15 protein-coding genes are annotated in these 15138 nt (G+C 65.3%); 4 read left to right on the top strand and 11 right to left on the bottom strand.

Annotated features, from left to right (window positions below):
- Window positions 1-65: 65 nt before the first annotated feature.
- The 3 genes from J2R99_RS07540 to J2R99_RS07550 all read right to left on the bottom strand — a co-directional run bounded on the left by J2R99_RS07540 (window position 66) and on the right by J2R99_RS07550 (window position 3506).
- On the bottom strand, window positions 66-1214 hold the full coding sequence (locus tag J2R99_RS07540) for a site-2 protease family protein (protein ID WP_307153823.1): 1149 nt from the start codon (window positions 1212-1214) through the stop codon (window positions 66-68).
- Between the two features lie 53 nt (window positions 1215-1267).
- Window positions 1268-2488, bottom strand: a complete 1221-nt coding sequence (locus J2R99_RS07545; RefSeq protein WP_307153824.1) for an argininosuccinate synthase — start codon at window positions 2486-2488, stop codon at window positions 1268-1270.
- A gap of 112 nt (window positions 2489-2600) precedes the next feature.
- Complete coding sequence (locus J2R99_RS07550; RefSeq protein WP_307153825.1) at window positions 2601-3506, bottom strand: phosphatase PAP2 family protein; 906 nt, start codon at window positions 3504-3506, stop codon at window positions 2601-2603.
- Window positions 3507-3530: 24 nt separating this feature from the next.
- Here J2R99_RS07550 and J2R99_RS07555 point away from each other — a divergent pair, with 24 nt between their 5' ends.
- Both J2R99_RS07555 and J2R99_RS07560 read left to right on the top strand, forming a co-directional pair.
- Window positions 3531-4172: a LysE family translocator gene (locus J2R99_RS07555; protein ID WP_307153826.1), complete on the top strand. Its 642-nt coding sequence runs from the start codon at window positions 3531-3533 to the stop codon at window positions 4170-4172.
- 19 nt (window positions 4173-4191) lie between these two features.
- Entirely contained in the window at window positions 4192-4776 is a 585-nt protein-coding gene (locus J2R99_RS07560; RefSeq protein WP_307153827.1) for a GNAT family N-acetyltransferase, read from the top strand.
- On the opposite strand, the gene J2R99_RS07565 is transcribed toward J2R99_RS07560, so the two are convergent.
- The 3 genes from J2R99_RS07565 to thpR form a co-directional block, all read right to left on the bottom strand.
- The gene (locus J2R99_RS07565) at window positions 4773-5654 is read right to left on the bottom strand and encodes an NAD(P)-dependent oxidoreductase (protein ID WP_307153828.1); all 882 of its coding nucleotides are present in this window, start codon (window positions 5652-5654) and stop codon (window positions 4773-4775) included. The genes J2R99_RS07560 and J2R99_RS07565 overlap by 4 nt on opposite strands.
- A gap of 146 nt (window positions 5655-5800) precedes the next feature.
- The gene (gene gcvA, locus J2R99_RS07570) at window positions 5801-6742 is read right to left on the bottom strand and encodes a transcriptional regulator GcvA (RefSeq protein WP_307153829.1); all 942 of its coding nucleotides are present in this window, start codon (window positions 6740-6742) and stop codon (window positions 5801-5803) included.
- Between the two features lie 329 nt (window positions 6743-7071).
- Window positions 7072-7608 (bottom strand): RNA 2',3'-cyclic phosphodiesterase, encoded by a 537-nt coding sequence (thpR, locus tag J2R99_RS07575; RefSeq protein ID WP_307153830.1) that lies wholly within the window; start codon window positions 7606-7608, stop codon window positions 7072-7074.
- A gap of 527 nt (window positions 7609-8135) precedes the next feature.
- On the opposite strand from thpR, the gene J2R99_RS07580 reads away from it, so the two are divergent.
- Window positions 8136-8483, top strand: coding sequence for a DUF2794 domain-containing protein (locus J2R99_RS07580; protein WP_307154175.1), 348 nt, complete (start codon window positions 8136-8138; stop codon window positions 8481-8483).
- A gap of 27 nt (window positions 8484-8510) precedes the next feature.
- Here J2R99_RS07580 and J2R99_RS07585 read toward each other — a convergent pair whose 3' ends face one another.
- The 4 genes from J2R99_RS07585 to J2R99_RS07600 all read right to left on the bottom strand — a co-directional run bounded on the left by J2R99_RS07585 (window position 8511) and on the right by J2R99_RS07600 (window position 13411).
- Window positions 8511-9074 (bottom strand): GNAT family N-acetyltransferase, encoded by a 564-nt coding sequence (locus tag J2R99_RS07585; RefSeq protein WP_307153831.1) that lies wholly within the window; start codon window positions 9072-9074, stop codon window positions 8511-8513.
- Between the two features lie 105 nt (window positions 9075-9179).
- A complete protein-coding gene (locus J2R99_RS07590) occupies window positions 9180-9950 on the bottom strand; it encodes a Bax inhibitor-1/YccA family protein (RefSeq protein ID WP_307153832.1) in 771 nt (256 codons plus the stop codon).
- A gap of 142 nt (window positions 9951-10092) precedes the next feature.
- On the bottom strand, window positions 10093-12678 hold the full coding sequence (locus tag J2R99_RS07595) for an ABC transporter permease (RefSeq protein ID WP_307153833.1): 2586 nt from the start codon (window positions 12676-12678) through the stop codon (window positions 10093-10095).
- A 7-nt stretch (window positions 12679-12685) separates the two neighbouring features.
- On the bottom strand, window positions 12686-13411 hold the full coding sequence (locus tag J2R99_RS07600; RefSeq protein WP_307153834.1) for an ABC transporter ATP-binding protein: 726 nt from the start codon (window positions 13409-13411) through the stop codon (window positions 12686-12688).
- Window positions 13412-13605: 194 nt separating this feature from the next.
- Between J2R99_RS07600 and J2R99_RS07605 the strand changes: the two genes are divergently transcribed.
- Window positions 13606-14220, top strand: a complete 615-nt coding sequence (locus J2R99_RS07605) for an arylesterase (RefSeq protein WP_307154176.1) — start codon at window positions 13606-13608, stop codon at window positions 14218-14220.
- A 78-nt stretch (window positions 14221-14298) separates the two neighbouring features.
- Here the strand turns inward: J2R99_RS07605 and J2R99_RS07610 are convergent, their stop codons facing one another.
- Window positions 14299-15102 carry a DUF1223 domain-containing protein gene (locus J2R99_RS07610; protein ID WP_307153835.1) on the bottom strand — a complete coding sequence of 268 codons (804 nt, stop codon included), beginning with the start codon at window positions 15100-15102 and terminating at the stop codon, window positions 14299-14301.
- Between the last annotated feature and the right edge of the window lie 36 nt (window positions 15103-15138).

The following is a 15138-nucleotide window of genomic DNA, read 5'->3' on the forward strand; positions in this document are numbered from 1 at the left end:
GCGGGATTTCGGAGCGCTGCTGGCCGGGCGGTTGGGCGCGCCCCGGTGACCGCGTTCGCGACCGGCTATTGCGGCACGACGGGGCCGGTGCCGCGGCGGGGTGGTGAGGCGGGCCCGGTGGCACCGCGGATCATCATCAGCTCGTCGATGTTGTCGACGGTGATGTAGCCGATGAAGCGGCCGCCTTCGGTGCGGCCGGCCAGGCTGATGCCGCCTTCCACGACGCCGACCGCCGGCGCCATGCCGGCCTGGAGGCGCTTCAGCGCATCGCTCAGGCGGGCGCGCGCGGCAATCACCGGAATATCGGTCGTCATGACATGCAGGACGGGGGCGTCCGGCCCCTCGGCTGCCAGCTTTTCGATCAGCGTCGCGCGGGTGAGGATGCCGCGCAGGCGGCCGCTGCCATCGACGACCGGAAATTCATGCTGTGTGGTGCGCAGAAGGAGCTCGGCGGCCTCGCCCAGGGTCGCGGAGGGGGCGAGGGATTCGAACTCGCTGATCATCGCATCGCGCACCCTGAGACCGCGCGCGGCATCTTCGAGGCCGACGGAGCGTGCCTCCGCGTTGCCTGCGAGGAAGATGAAGGCGGCGATGAGGAGGAGGATCGGATTGCCGTAAAGGGCGAGAAAGCCGAAGCCGACCGCAATGCCCTGGCCGATGCGCGCCGCCACCGTGGTGGCGGCCGGGCGGCTCAGCTTGAAGGAGAGGGCCGCGCGCAGGACGCGCCCGCCATCCATCGGGAAGGCCGGAATGAGGTTGAAGAGGGCGAGGAAGAGATTGACGCCGGCAAGGCGGGCCAGAAAGCTCACCTGCGGGTTGTCGAGGGAGGCGAGCGAGGCCGTATCGACGGCGCCGCCGAGGATGACAATCAGAATGGCGGCGATGACGATGTTCACGGCCGGGCCGGCAAGCGCGACGAGGATCTCCTCGCGCGGATTTTCCGGCATGCGTTCGAGACGGGCGAGCCCGCCGATCGGCAGAAGCGTGATGTCGGGCGTTTTGATGCCGTAGCGCCGCGCCGTCAGCGCATGGCCGAATTCATGCGCTACGACGCAGGCGAAGATCGCCAGGATGAAGAGAACGCCATCGATGGCGGCTGCGGCCCCGCCCATCTGGTAATGCGCGAACCCGATCCACGCCAGGAGAAGAAAGAAGGTGGCGTGGATGCGGATTTCAGAGCCGAAGAGCCGGCCGATGGGAAAGGACCAGGACATGAGAAATAAATGGTCCCGGTCCCCTCAAATTGCAAAGAAATGCAGCCGTCCCGTCAGCCTTTCAGGCGGTCGCGCATGCCGAGCGTCCTGAGGCGCAGGGCGTTCAGGCGGATGAAGCCCGCCGCATCGCGCTGATCGTAGGCGCCGCGATCGTCCTCGAAGGTGACGAGTTCGTCATTGTAGAGCGATTGCGGGCTCGCCCGGCCGATGACGATGACATTGCCCTTGTAGAGTTTCAGGCGGACGGTGCCTTCGACCTTCTCCTGGCTCTTGTCGGCGAGCGCCTGGATCATCTCGCGCTCCGGTGCGTACCAGAAGCCGTTGTAGACGAGCTCGGCGTATTTCGGCATCAGCTCGTCCTTGAGATGGGCGGCGCCGCGGTCGAGCGTGATCGATTCCATCGCCCGGTGCGCTTCCAGAAGGATGGTGCCGCCCGGCGTCTCGTAGATGCCGCGGCTCTTCATGCCGACGAAGCGGTTTTCGACGAGATCGACGCGGCCGATGCCGTTGTCGCGGCCGAGATCGTTGAGGGCCGCCAGAAGCTCATGCGGCTTCATGGCCTTGCCGTCGATCGCAACGGCGTCGCCGTTCTTGAAGGCGATCTCGATGATGGTCGCCTTGTCGGGTGCCTCTTCCGGGGAGACGGAGCGCTGGAAGACATAGGCCGGCGGCTCCTCGTTCGGATCTTCCAGGACTTTGCCTTCCGAGGAGGAATGCAGGAGGTTCGCATCGACGGAGAAGGGCGCCTCGCCGCGCTTGTCCTTCGGCACGGGGATCTGGTTCTTCTCGGCGAAATCGATCAAGTCGGTGCGCGATTTGAAGTCCCATTCGCGCCAGGGGGCGATCACCTTGATGTCGGGATCGAGCGCATAGGCGCTGAGCTCGAAGCGGACCTGGTCGTTGCCCTTGCCGGTGGCGCCATGGGCGATCGCATCGGCGCCGGTCTCGTGGGCGATCTCGACGAGCCGCTTGGAGATGAGCGGGCGGGCGATCGAGGTGCCGAGGAGATAGACGCCTTCATAGACGGCGTTCATGCGGAACATCGGGAAGACGAAGTCGCGGACGAATTCTTCGCGCAGGTCCTCGATGTAGATTTCCTTGATGCCGAGCATCTCCGCCTTCTTGCGGGCCGGCTCGAGTTCGTCGCCCTGACCGAGATCGGCGGTGAAGGTCACCACCTCGCAGTCATAGGTGACTTTCAGCCATTTCAGGATGATGGAGGTGTCGAGGCCGCCGGAATAGGCGAGCACCACTTTCTTGACGTCGGAAGCCATGGAAATCCGCTTGTTGCGCAGGGTTATGATCGGCCGCGCACTATAGGCCGGGTGTGGTGCGGTGCAAGACGTGAGGCCCGGCTTGATGGCGATGAGACGCCGGCCTGTGACCTTACGCGCGGGTTGAGAACACGAACCGCCCCGCCGCACGCAGCCGGCGCCCGAGAGTGGTGAGGGCGGCGGTGACGCCGCGATCGATCTCGGGCTGAAAACGGTAGAGCACCGGCAAGCGCAGAACGATCATGACAAGGAAGGTGACGAGCCAGGCGACCAGGACGTCGCTCAAGAAATGCCCGCCCATGGCGAGGCGCGTCCACGAGACGATGAGGAGAAGCCCGAAGGTCGCGAGAAAGACGGGCAGGCGCCAGGCCTTCGGCACGACAAAGACGAGCGCGATCAGCCAGAAGGCGGAGGCCGCTTCGCCCGAGGCGAACGAGCAGTTCGAATGGCAGGTGCCGGAGAGATCGCCGACACGGGCGAAGACCTCTTCGCCGCCGAATTCGAAAAGGTGGCGCGGGCGCGGCCGGCCCGAAAACGTCTTGAGAAGGCCGTTGACGAGAAGCCCAGGCCCGATCGCCAGAACGAGATAGAGGAAGAGCGGCTTGTGCGGGCGCACGAGCATCCGCCTGTCCGGCCAGAGAAGCCTGGCGAGCAAGGGCAGGCCGATGGCGATGCCGATAAAGATTTCGAGGCCGCGGCCGACATTGCGCCAGAAGGGCGGCGCCCCTGTCACGGTGAAACCGCCGGCCGGGTCGAAGAAAAGCCTGGCGACGGCGAGATCGATGGCGGGGAAGGCTGCAAAGACCAGAAGAATCGCAAGAAGTGCGGTGAGGGCCGTCATGGTGGGGCGTGTCACCACGAGGTTCATGGCGCGCGCCACGGGCCGATTGAGACGCGAAGACGGCGGCAGGCGCACGGGAAGATCCGCAAATCGTCCCGGTTCGGCCGTGCGGGCCGCGGGCATCAGCCGCAAAATCGGGACAAGAAACGGGTGGCGCACGACATCGGCAAGAGGCATGAATGTGGTCCTCAGGAGACGCGAATGGACTTTCTTCCCTCGCTGGCGGTTATCGCCACCTTCACCTTCGCGGCCGGCGTGCTCATCATTACGCCCGGCCCCGATATGACGCTGTTTCTCAGCCGCACGTTGACGCAGGGACGCGCGGCCGGACTTGCCGCCATGCTGGGCGCGACCTCGGGCCTCGTGGTGCACACGATGCTCGCGGCCTTCGGGTTGTCGGCGCTCCTCGCCGCCTCGCCAAAGGCCTTCCTCGCGGTGAAGATTGTCGGAGCGCTCTATCTTCTCTTCCTCGCGTTCCAGGCGATCCGCCGTGGTTCGGCTCTGACACTCGATACGACCCTGCGCTCCAGACAGCCGCTCATGAAGAGCTGGCTTGCAGGCTTCGGCATCAATCTCCTCAATCCGAAGATCGTTTTGTTCTTCGTGACCTTCCTGCCGCAGTTCATTTCGGTAAACGACCCGCACGCCTCTGCCAAGCTGGCGTTTCTCGGATCTTATTTCATCTGTCTCGGCGTCCCCTCCTGTGCAGCAATGGTGCTCGCCGCCGACCGAGTTTCTGCCACGCTGCGTCGCTCGCGCAAGATCTCGCGTGCGATCGATTGGCTCTGTGCCAGCATTTTCGGCGCCTTCGCTTTCCGGATCCTGCTCGCACGCGGGCAATAAGGCGGTCTTGTCTGGGGCCATGAGGGACATTCCAGAGATCTCGACGCCGCGCCTAACCTTGCGACCATTGCGGATCGATGACGCTGCCGCCATTCAGCGCAGGTTTCCGCAGTTCGAGATCGTCCGCTATCTGAACGCGGTGGTGCCGTGGCCCTATCCCGAGGACGGGGCGCTCACCTTTATTCGCGACGTGGCGCTGCCGGCGATCGAGGCCGGGCGCGAATGGCACTGGACGCTCCGCCCAAAGGCTGGGCCCGACGAGGCGATCGGCGTGATCAGCCTGAAGCGGGACAGCGACGACGACCAGCGCGGCTTCTGGCTGGCGCGCCAATGGCAGGGGCAGGGGCTGATGAGCGAGGCCGCCGAGGCCGTCAGCGCATTCTGGTTCGAGACGCTCGGCGAGCCGGTGCTGCGCGTTTCCAAGGCGGTCGCGAACGACCGCTCCAGGCGCGTCTCCGAGCGTGGCGGCATGCGGCTCGTCGCCGTGACGGAGCGCAACTTCGTCGGTGGCCGGCTGCCGTCGGAAATTTGGGAAATCACGCGGGAAGAATGGCGCGCGCAACGCTGGAGGGCGATGCGTGCGGAAGGTGGCGAGACAGGCTAGTCCCGCTTGCCGGCATCCTTTGCCGCGAGCGCGCCCATCGCCGACCAGTCGAGGTTTTCTCCGCCATGGGCGAGAAGCCGCAGGAAGCGGTCGTGCAGGAGGCTTGCAATCGGCAGCGGCACGTTGAGGGCATCGCCCGCCTGCATGGCGAGATCGACGTCCTTCTTGCCGAGGGGTGCTGGGAAGCCGGCCGGCTCGAAATTCTCCTCCACGATGAGGCCGCCATAGGTCTTGTAGACGGGGGCGCCGAAAATCGTCGAGGTGAGAAGCTCCAGATAGGCTTTCTTGTCGATGCCGCCTTTGTCGACGAGGGCGATCGCTTCGCCGAGGGATTCGATCACCGAGGCGATGAGGAAATTGCCGGAGAGTTTCACGAGGCTCGCGCCCTTCGGCTCCTCGGATATGGCGAAGGTGCGCTGGCCGATCGCGTCAAAGAGCGGTTTCGCCGTCTCGATGGCGGCCTCGGCGCCGCCGGCGACGACGAAAAGCTTGCCGGCGGCGGCCATTTCGGGCCGGCCGAAGACGGGGGCTGCGAGAAACGCCTGGCCTTTTTCAGAATGAGCCGCGGCGAGACGCTCCGCCATCGCGACGCTGATCGTGCTCGAGGAGATGTGGAGCGCGCCCTTTGGCAGGTTTTCCAGGATGCCGTCGGGGCCGTCGACGATTCCTGCGAGTGCCCTGTCGTCCGGCAGCATGGTGAAGACGGCCTCGCCGCTGCAGGCGTCGGCGATCGTCTCAGCGACGGTTGCGCCGTCTCCGGCAAGGGCTTCCGCCTTGGAACGCGTGCGATTGTAAAGCTTGACCTGGTGTCCGGCGGCGATGAGGTTTTTCGCCATGCCGGTGCCCATCTGGCCCAATCCGATGAAGCCGATTTTCATGTTCGAGCCTTCCGTGCGTCGCTGATGGGGGATGATGCCGAGACGTCGGTTGGTGCACCTTTGTCTGGCCTTGCGCCTTTATCTGGAGCGGAGGGGCGAGCTGCCAACGCTGCTAATGACTGCCGCCGCCTGACGGCATCGCCATCTCAGCGTATGCGGGGATCTGCCGCCTCTGCGGCCGCCCTGTCCGGGCGGAGCGCCGCCTCTTCCTGCAGACGGCTCACGATCCAATCGCGAAAGACGCGCACTTTGCGCGGCAGCCGGTGGGTTTCGGGATAGACGAGGTAATAGCCCCAATCGGAGGACGCGAGGAGCGGGAAGGGCTGGACGAGGCGTCCATCCGCAAGCTCTTCATGGAAGAAGGCCGGTTCGAGAATCGCGACACCCTGGCCGGCAATAGCGGCACGAGCGGCAAGGTGCTGGGACAGAAGATGCAGGCCCGAGCGCTCTTCGATATTGCCGGTCTCGACATCGGCGAGGCGGAACCAGTCGTCCCACCAGGAATCCGACGGATCGATCAAGGGGAGGTCGAGAAGGTCGGAGGGCTGCGGCGCGGGCCCGAGGCGCGCGGCAAGTGCCGGGCTCATCATCGGCGAGAAGGCGATGTCGCGCAGCTTGTGGATCGCGAGGCCCGGCCAGTCGCCGCGGCCTGCCCGGAGCCCGAGATCGATGGAATCGCGCGCGAAATCCGTCAATTGGTTGCTGGTGTCGAGACGCACGGCGATTTCCGGATGGGCGAGCTGGAAGAAGCCAAGCCTTGGAACGAGCCAGGTGGTCGCGAAGGTGGGGACGGCGCTCACCGAGAGGATGTGTTCGCTGGTGACGGCAAAGGCGGCGAAACTCTCCCGCAACCCTTCAAAGGCGCGCAGCACGGCCGGGGCAAGGCGGGCGCCCGCCTCGGTCAGCTCGACGCCGCGCGCCCGGCGCACGAAGAGGCGCGTGCCGAGGCGCTCTTCCAGAAGCTTGATCTGGTAGCTGACGGCCGCCTGCGTCATGGCGAGCTCTTCGGCGGCCGCCGTGAAGTTCAGATGCCGCGCAGCGGCCTCGAAAACGCGGATCGCCGCCACTGGCGGAAGCGAAGAAGGCATAAGCGCCCCTTATTGCAAGGCGCGGATTATTGGTTGGATTGGAGCCCTCTGCAAGGCTTAGGAACGAACATCACTCAGATGATACTTGTTCAGGAGATGGGCGATGTTCGCAGAAACATGCGCGTCCGGACGCCCAGTCCGGCGCATCCAATGGTTTGCGGTTTTCATGGCAAAATTTATGGCTTGGCGGGGCAGGTCGAGCTTGCTCGATCCCGACGAGATGCCCGAAGCGCGGTTGCGCGATATCGGACTTCTCGACGGGCGGCCGCATGCGTCGCGCAATCCGATGCGGGATTGAGGCTTTAAGCCTGGGTTGCACAGGCTGGAGCTCAGGCTGCGAGCGGATAGGCCTCTTCCATGATGTAGGGGCCGCCGCCTCTGGAATCGCGCGAGGAGAGAAGCACGAAACGTCCGACCTCGAAGGGCGGCGTGCGGAAATCGCCGCGCAGCGTGAGATAGGCGGCGACATCGGCCTGGCTCGCCGTCTTGAGGCGGGCGAGCGTCACATGCGGACTGAATTTGCGCCGGTCGGGCTCGAGGCCGAGGCGCTGCAGACGGCGTTCCAGATCAGCCTGCAATTCGCGAAGCTTGTCGCCGGCAGAGACGCCCGCCCAGACGGAATGGGGCTTGCGTCCGCCAAAGGTGCCGAGCCCCGACAAGGCGATTTCGAAGCCCGGACGGCTTACCTGCGCCAGCGTGGCGGCGACCTCGTTCGCCGTGCGGTGGTCGACGTCGCCGATAAAGCGGAGCGTGATGTGGTAATTCTCCGGATCGATCCAGCGCGCCCCGGGCAGGCCGCCGCGCAACAGGGAGAGCGAGAAGGCGATGTCGGAGGGAAGCTCGAGCGCCGTGAAGAGGCGGGGCATGGTGCTCTCCCATTCGGAGCCTTGCGGCCGGTCCGGCGGCGCGGCGAATCACGCACGGCGCCACCACTGCCCCTTATTGTAGGGTCAGTGACGAGAAGGGAAGAAGGGGCGAAAAGGAAAGACGGCGAGGAGCGGCCGGACAAGAAAAAGGCCGGACTGACCGGCCTTGAAGGTGTTACCTCTGGGGGATTGAACCTACTCGGAACAATATTCGGCGGAACCGGAGTTCGGGGGCTGGGGGCGAACCGTCGCCCCGGCTCCGTCGAATTATCTGAGGCAGTATCGTTTTCGCTTTCCAGCGTGGCGTGCGAAGGGCCGAATTCCGGCGACAATAAGAATTTTCTTTCGCGCGACAGGGCGTTCAACCATTCTAGCCTTGCCTGACTGCCGCGATTGCCGCTTTAATGAACGGCCATCAGGAGGCTTGCTTGAGCGAGACAGAAGACGGGTCTAGGGCCGCGCTGCGGACGGGTTTCGCAGCGCATTCGCGGGATAAAACGAGCGGGAATTCTGCCGCGCATTCGTCGATGCATTCTGGCACGCATTCCGGCGGGAAGTCGAACGCCCACAAGGCACTCGTCGCCTTTCACCGCACCGAACTCGACGTCATCCTCAGAGTTTACGGGCGGCGCGTGGCCGAAGGCGAATGGCGCGATTATGCCATCGACCATATGACGGATCGGGCGATTTTTTCGATCTTCCGGCGTGCCAGCGAAATGCCGCTCTACAAGGTCGAAAAGGTCCCGGCGCTGGCGCGCAAACAGGGCGCCTACCGCGTCGTGGCAACCGGTGGCACGATCCTGAAGCGTGGCCACGATCTGGCGCAGGTTCTGAAGATTCTCGATCGGCCGAAGCTGAAGCTCGTTTCCGGCTGAGCTGCCGGCGCTGCCTGGCGGCCGATCCTAAGACGCCGGAAGCCCCGGATCGCGATCGGGCAGTGTGCTGCCGCCCTCGCCGAGTTCTTTCTGCATCCACACGGTGTCGAGCCAACGGCCGAATTTGTAGCCCGATGCGGTGATCGTCCCGGCATGGCGGAAGCCCAAGGCCGCATGCAGGCCGACGGAGGCGACATGGCGGCTGCCATCGCCGATGACGGCGACCATCTGACGGAAGCCGCGCCGTTCCGATTCTGCGATGAGCGCTTCAAGGAGCCGGCGGCCGATGCCCTGGCGATGGGCTTCGGGGTGAATGTAGATCGCGTCCTCGACCATGTAGCGATAGGCGCGGCGGGCGCGAAAGGCACCGGCATAGGCGTAGCCCAGGATCTCGTCGCCTCTGAGCGCCACGAGGTAGGGATGGCCGCCTGCCGTGACCGTTTCGAAGCGCGACAGCATCTCCGTCTCGTCGGGTGCATCGAGCTCGTAGCTTGCCGTGCCGTGAAGGACGGCATGCGCGTAGATCTGCGTGATGGCGGGGATATCGGCCGCTTCGGCGGGACGAATTGTGAGAGAGGCTGGCGTGTCCATGGTTTCGCCATAGCGCTTTGCGCGATCAGCGTCGATGGGAGAAAGCGCACACAAAAACGGCGCCCGAAGGCGCCGTTCGAAGCTTTCTCAAAAACCTCTGTCCGCTTAGTTGCGGTTGCCCATGAACTGCAGCAGGAACATGAAGAGGTTGATGAAGTCGAGGTAGAGCTGCAGGGCGCCCATGATGGAGGCGCGGCCCGCGGCCACACTGTCACCCGACACGTAATCATACGTGTTCTTCAGCCGCTGCGTGTCGTAGGCGGTGAGGCCTGCGAAGAGCAGCACACCGATCGCCGAGACGGCGAATTGCAGCGCCGACGAGGCGAGGAAGATGTTCACGACCGAGGCGATGATGATGCCGATCAGGCCCATCACCAGGAACGATCCCCAGCCCGACAGATCTTTCTTCGTGGTGTAACCCCACAAAGAGAGGCCACCGAAGGCCGCCGCCGTGACGAAGAACGTCTGCACGATCGACTGGCCGGTGAAGACCAGGAAGATCGTGGACAGCGACAGACCCATCACCGCCGCGAAGGCAAGAAACACGATCCGCGCCGTTCCCGGCTGCATACGGTTGATGCCGGCCGAAAAGCCGAACACGAAGGCGAGCGGGGCGAGCATGACAAGCCACTTCAGCGGGCTCGCATAAATCGCCTGACCGAAAGGCGTCAGCATCGCGCCGCCCGCCGTCTGATCGACGGCGAAATAGAACGTCGCGAAGGCGGCAACGCCGGTCACGGCGAGGCCCATCGCCATGTTGTTGTAGATGCCGAGCATGAAGGCGCGCAGGCCCTCATCGATGCCAGCGCGGGCGCCGGCCCGGGATACTGTGCTCGAGCGATCGACAGTCTGGTACTGCCGGTCGAATTCAGCCATCGAATTCCTCCTGTTAGGGTGCTCCGCCTAAGCTAGAAACGGGCGTCGCTCCGCATATGGCGATGGGACAAGACCATCACAAGACCTGTCCGTCCGGGAAGAAATTAACATCACGCAAGGTTAAGCGAAACATTATCCCCGATCACAGATTGCGGAGGAAGGGCGCGGGGCGCACCGAGAGGATGCGCCAGGTGCCGGCAAGGCCGAGCCCGATCGTCACGACGAGGGCGATGACGGCCGCTGCCGCGGCGACCCAGGGGAAGAGCGTGAAGCGGAAATCCATGAGGGCGGAGACGACGAGCCAGGCGGCGCCGGCACCTGCCAGAAGCGCGAAAAAGCCGGTGGCGAGGCCGAGAAGCCCGTATTCGACCGCGAAGGCCGTCATCAGCTGACGCCTGGTCGCCCCGAGCGCCTTCAAAATGACGGCGTCCTGGCGGCGCTGACGGTGACCGGCGGCGAGCGCGCCGGCGAGAACCAGCATGGAGACGACGAGCGCCAGCGATGCTGCGATCCTGACGGCGAGTGCCAATTGCCGCACCACGGAATTGACCGCCTCGATCGCGTCCTTGACGCGCACGGAGGTGACGCCCGGAAAGGCGTTGGTGACCTCGCGCAGGACGTTTCCGGAGATTTTCTCCGGGCTTCCTTCGGGCAGAGCGAGGGTCGCGAGATGGGTGTGCGGCGCGCCCGCAAACGTGTTGGGCGAAAACACCATGACGAAGTTGATGGCGAGCGATTCCCATTCCACGGAACGGAAATTGGCGATTTTCGCGGTGATGGAGCGGCCGAGCACATTGACGGTGACGGTGTCTCCGAGCTTCAGGCCCAAGCCTCGGGCGAGATCTCCATCAAAGGAAACGAGGGGCTCGCCGGTATAATTTTCAGGCCACCATTTGCCCTCTTCGATGCGCGAGTTTTCCGGAAGCTCGCTCGAATAGGTGATGCCGCGGTCGCCGCGCAGCACCCAGCCGGAGCCTTCTTCCGGCTCGATCTCGGAGGCCGGCGTGCCGTGAACTTCGGTGATGCGGCCGCGCAGCATCGGCACGGTCTGGATGGTGCCGTCGGGCGCGACCTGGCGCAGGAGGGCGACGAAGGGCTCGCGCTCGGCGTTCTGGATGTCGACGAAGAAGAAATCCGGCGCCTCGTCGGCGATGCGGCCCGTCAATTGCGCCCGCATATTGCTGTCGATGAGGGCGAGCGTGACGAGGAGCGTCAGGCCGAGGCCCAGCGAGAGGACGACGCTGCCGGTGAGCGCCCCCGGGCGCTGGATGTTGCGAATGGCGAGCCGCAAGGTGGTGTTGCGGATGGTGCCGGCATGGGCGGCCGCCCAGACGATGGCCAAGGCCATGAGGCGCAGGATGAAGAAGACGACGATGACGCCCGCCACGAACCAGGCGGCGATATGCCAGTCGGCCGACAGGAGGATGGCGATGGCGGCGAGGCCGGCGAGGAGGCCGAGCTGCAGGAGGCGGATCGACAAAGCGGGTTTTGCGGCGAAATGGGCGGAACGGTCGGCAAAGAGGCTCGAAGCTTTGAGATCGCGCGCTCGGCCGAGCGGCCAGAGCGAGAACGACAGAGCGACGAGAAGCCCGTAGAGGGCGGCAAGCGCCAGTTCGCGCGGATAAAGCGCCGGCACGGCGGAGAGCGGAAGGATGTTGGAGAGGGCGGCAAGCGCCACGAAGGGAAGGATGGCGCCGACGGCGAGGCCGATCGCGATTCCGAGGGCCGCGAGAATGAGGATCTGCGTCAGATAAGTGCGGAAGACGAAGCTGCGCGAGGCGCCGAGGCATTTGAGCGTGGCGATCGACGGCCGTTTCAGATCGACGAAGCTTGCGACCGCATTGCCGACGCCGACGCCGCCGACGACGAGCGCGGTCAAGCCGACGAGGGTCAGGAACTGGGCGAACCGGTCGATGTTGTCGGAAAGCCGCGGCGAGGCGTTGTCGCGCGAACGCATGCGCCAGCCGGCTTCGGGGAAGCGCTCGTCGGCGGTGTCGCGGATCGCGGTGAGGCGCTCATCGGAAGCGCCGGGCAGGATCAGGCGGTATTCGTAGGTGATCAGGCTGCCCGGCCGCACGAGGCCCGTGGCCTCAAGCGTTTCTTCGGAGACGAGAAGGCGGGGGCCGAAGCCGATGCCGTCGGAGAGGCGATCGGGCTCGGTCTCAGCGATGCCGCGGATGGCGACTGTGGTCGCGCCGAGTGCCACTTCGTCGCCGACGGTGAGATTGAGGCGCTCCATCAGCTCTGGTGCCGCGACGGCGCCGGAAACCCCGTTCTGGGGGCTGAGTGCCTCCTGGACGTCGCCGCCGCCGGCAAGCGCGAAGGTGCCGAGCTGCGGATAGAGCGGCCCGACCGCTTTCAGTTCGATGAGCGTCTGATCGGAGCCGTCGAGGCGGCGGGCCATCGCCCGCATATTCGAGACGAGCGTGAGCTCCCCCCGGGCATCGTCGGCCGTCTTTGTGAGGAAGGCGTATTCCTCGGGGTTCGCCTGACGGTGGATGAGCGAGAAGGAGATGTCGCCGCCGAGGATCGTGCGGCCCTCATGGGCGATGCCTTCCGTCAGTGCGCGCGAGACGGAATTGACGCCGGCGATCGCCGCGACGCCGAGCGCGATGCAAGCGAGGAAGACGTAAAAGCCGGCAAGACCGCCTCTCAATTCGCGGAGCGCAAAGCGCAGCGACGTGACGGCGGGGGCGCGGCGAGGGGCGGGGGACGAAGGCGTTGCCATCGGCCGCTCAGGCCGGGCTTGCCGCGGCGCGTTCGCGCGCCGGCGGTGCTTTATCGTCGCTCACCGGCTCGATATGGCCGCTCGCGATCCGCACGGTCCGGTCGCAGCGCTCGGCGAGCGTCCGGTCATGGGTGACGAGGAGGAGGGTCGTGGCATGCTCGCGCACCGTCTCGAAGAGCAGGTCGGCGATCTCGCGGCCGGTGTCTTCGTCGAGATTGCCGGTCGGCTCGTCGGCGATCAGGATCGCAGGCTCGGTGACGAGGGCGCGGGCGATCGCCACGCGCTGCTGCTCGCCGCCCGACAGCGCCGCCGGATAATGGGAGAGGCGCTCGCCGAGGCCGACGCGCGCCAGCATCTTTTCGGCGCGGGCGAAGGCGTCCGCCTTGCCGGCGAGCTCGAGCGGCACGGCGACGTTTTCGAGCGCCGTCATCGTCTGCATCAGATGAAAGGCCTGAAAGACGAAGCCGATCTTGTCGCCGCGGAAGGCGGCGAGCGCGTCTTCGTCCATGTCCGAATAATCGCGCCCGGCGACGACGACACGGCCGCGATCGACGCGCTCAAGCCCCGCGACCACCATCAAAAGCGTCGATTTGCCGGAGCCCGACGGGCCGATGAGCCCGATCATCTCGCCGGGGGCGGCGACGAGGCTCGCCTGCCTCAGAACATGGACTTGGGAGCGGCCGGTGCCGAGCGTCAGCTCTGCACCGTCGATCAGAATGGCCGGTTCACGCACGCTTATGAAAACCTATATCCGTCTTCGGGCACGGCTGCGCATATGGGGCTTCGCATATGACATTCAAAGTTTCTTGGGGCGAAGACCGGCGGGGGAAGGTTGGCCCGGGTCACGTTCCTTTGAGGAAAGCTGGTGTGAACACAATCTGGCCGGCGCTGGCGATCGGGCTCGCTCTCGTCATCAGTGCTGGGATCATGGGCGGCGGACTTATGACCGGGCGGGCGCAGGCAGCCGAGCCCGTCGAGCTCGTCGCCTTCGGCGACAGCCTGACGGCGGGCTATGGCCTTGCCTCCGGCGCGGGCTTTGCCGATCAGCTGCAGGCGCGCCTCGACGAAGAGGGGATCGCGGCCAAGGTGATCAATGCCGGCGTCTCGGGCGACACGGCGACCGGCGGGCAGCAGCGGCTCGAATGGTCGGTGCCGGAGAGTGCCGATGCCGTCATCGTCGAGCTCGGCGCCAATGATGCGCTGAGGGGTGTCGACCCCAAAGTGACGCGCGCTGCGCTGACGAAGATCGTCACGCGCTTACAAGAGCGCGGCCAGAAGGTGCTTCTCGCCGGCATGTACGCGCCGCCCAATCTCGGCGACGAATATGGCGAGGCTTTCAATGCGATCTATCCCGATCTCGCGAAAGAGACGGGCGTTCTCTTCTATCCGTTCTTCCTCGACGGCGTGGCGCTCGACGACAGTCTCAAACAGCCGGACGGGCTGCATCCGACGAAAGAGGGCGTGACGGTCATCGTCGACAATATTCTGCCGAAGGTGAAGGAGCTGATCGCAGAGGTGCGAGAGGAACGGGCGCAGGAGTGAGGGCGGGCGCTGGAGGCACGGTACGCGGCGTCAGTCGGCGGGCTTTCCCTCGTCTTTCGCGCTGCCCTTCGAGGAATCTCAGCCCTGCGCCTCGGCGCGCAGCGTGCCGGCGCCGAGGATGCGGCCTGGGCCTTTGTCGCTTTCGATCTGCAGGATGATGGCGCAGCCTCGGCCGGGGCCTTCCATGACGGCATCCGTCGGAAGGACGAGCTGCATTGCCTTGCCGTCCCACATGCCAATCGGTTCGTTGTCGAGGACGACATTGCGGTAGGTGAGGGTGCGGCCGTGGTTTGCGCCGGAGCGGATCGGCACCTCGGCCTTCTTCAGGAAGGTGACGAGGCGCACGGTCACCATGCCGTCTTGCGGAGGCGTGCCGGCGCCGATGTCGACGTTGAGGCGCTTGTGGGTGCGGGAGAGAGAGACCGAGACCGGGAGATGGGCCGTGGCGAGGAGCGAGGTGATCTTGTGGCGGTTGCTGCCGACATAATGGCCGTGGCCGTTGACGACCATCTGCGGGGTATAGACCTTGCCGTCGCCGCGCACCGCCGCATAGGCGCGCTGGCGTGCGGTGTTTTCGGGCTGAGCGAGCGTGTCCTTCCAGCCGAGATAATCCCAGTAATCGACCGGCAGCGACAGGATGACGACGTCGTCGCGGCTCGACAATTCGTTGAGAAAGGCGTCGGCCGGCGGGCAGGCGGAACAGCCCTGGCTCGTGAAGAGCTCGATCACGGCCTTCGTTTCTGAGCGGTGTGTGGCGGCCTCTGCGCTTTCGGCCTGGGCCGGGGCGGGCGCCATGGCGAGCGCAACGCCGAGCATGACAGCAAGCGTTGCGGGCAGGGCGAAAGGAAGCAGGCGGAAATAGCGATGCATGACGCGGCGCACTATGCCTGCTCCTCCCCCAAAAGAGTGTCACAAGGG

The sequence above is a fragment of the Rhodopseudomonas julia genome (assembly GCF_030813515.1).
Taxonomy (GTDB): Bacteria; Pseudomonadota; Alphaproteobacteria; order Rhizobiales; family Afifellaceae; genus Afifella; species Afifella julia.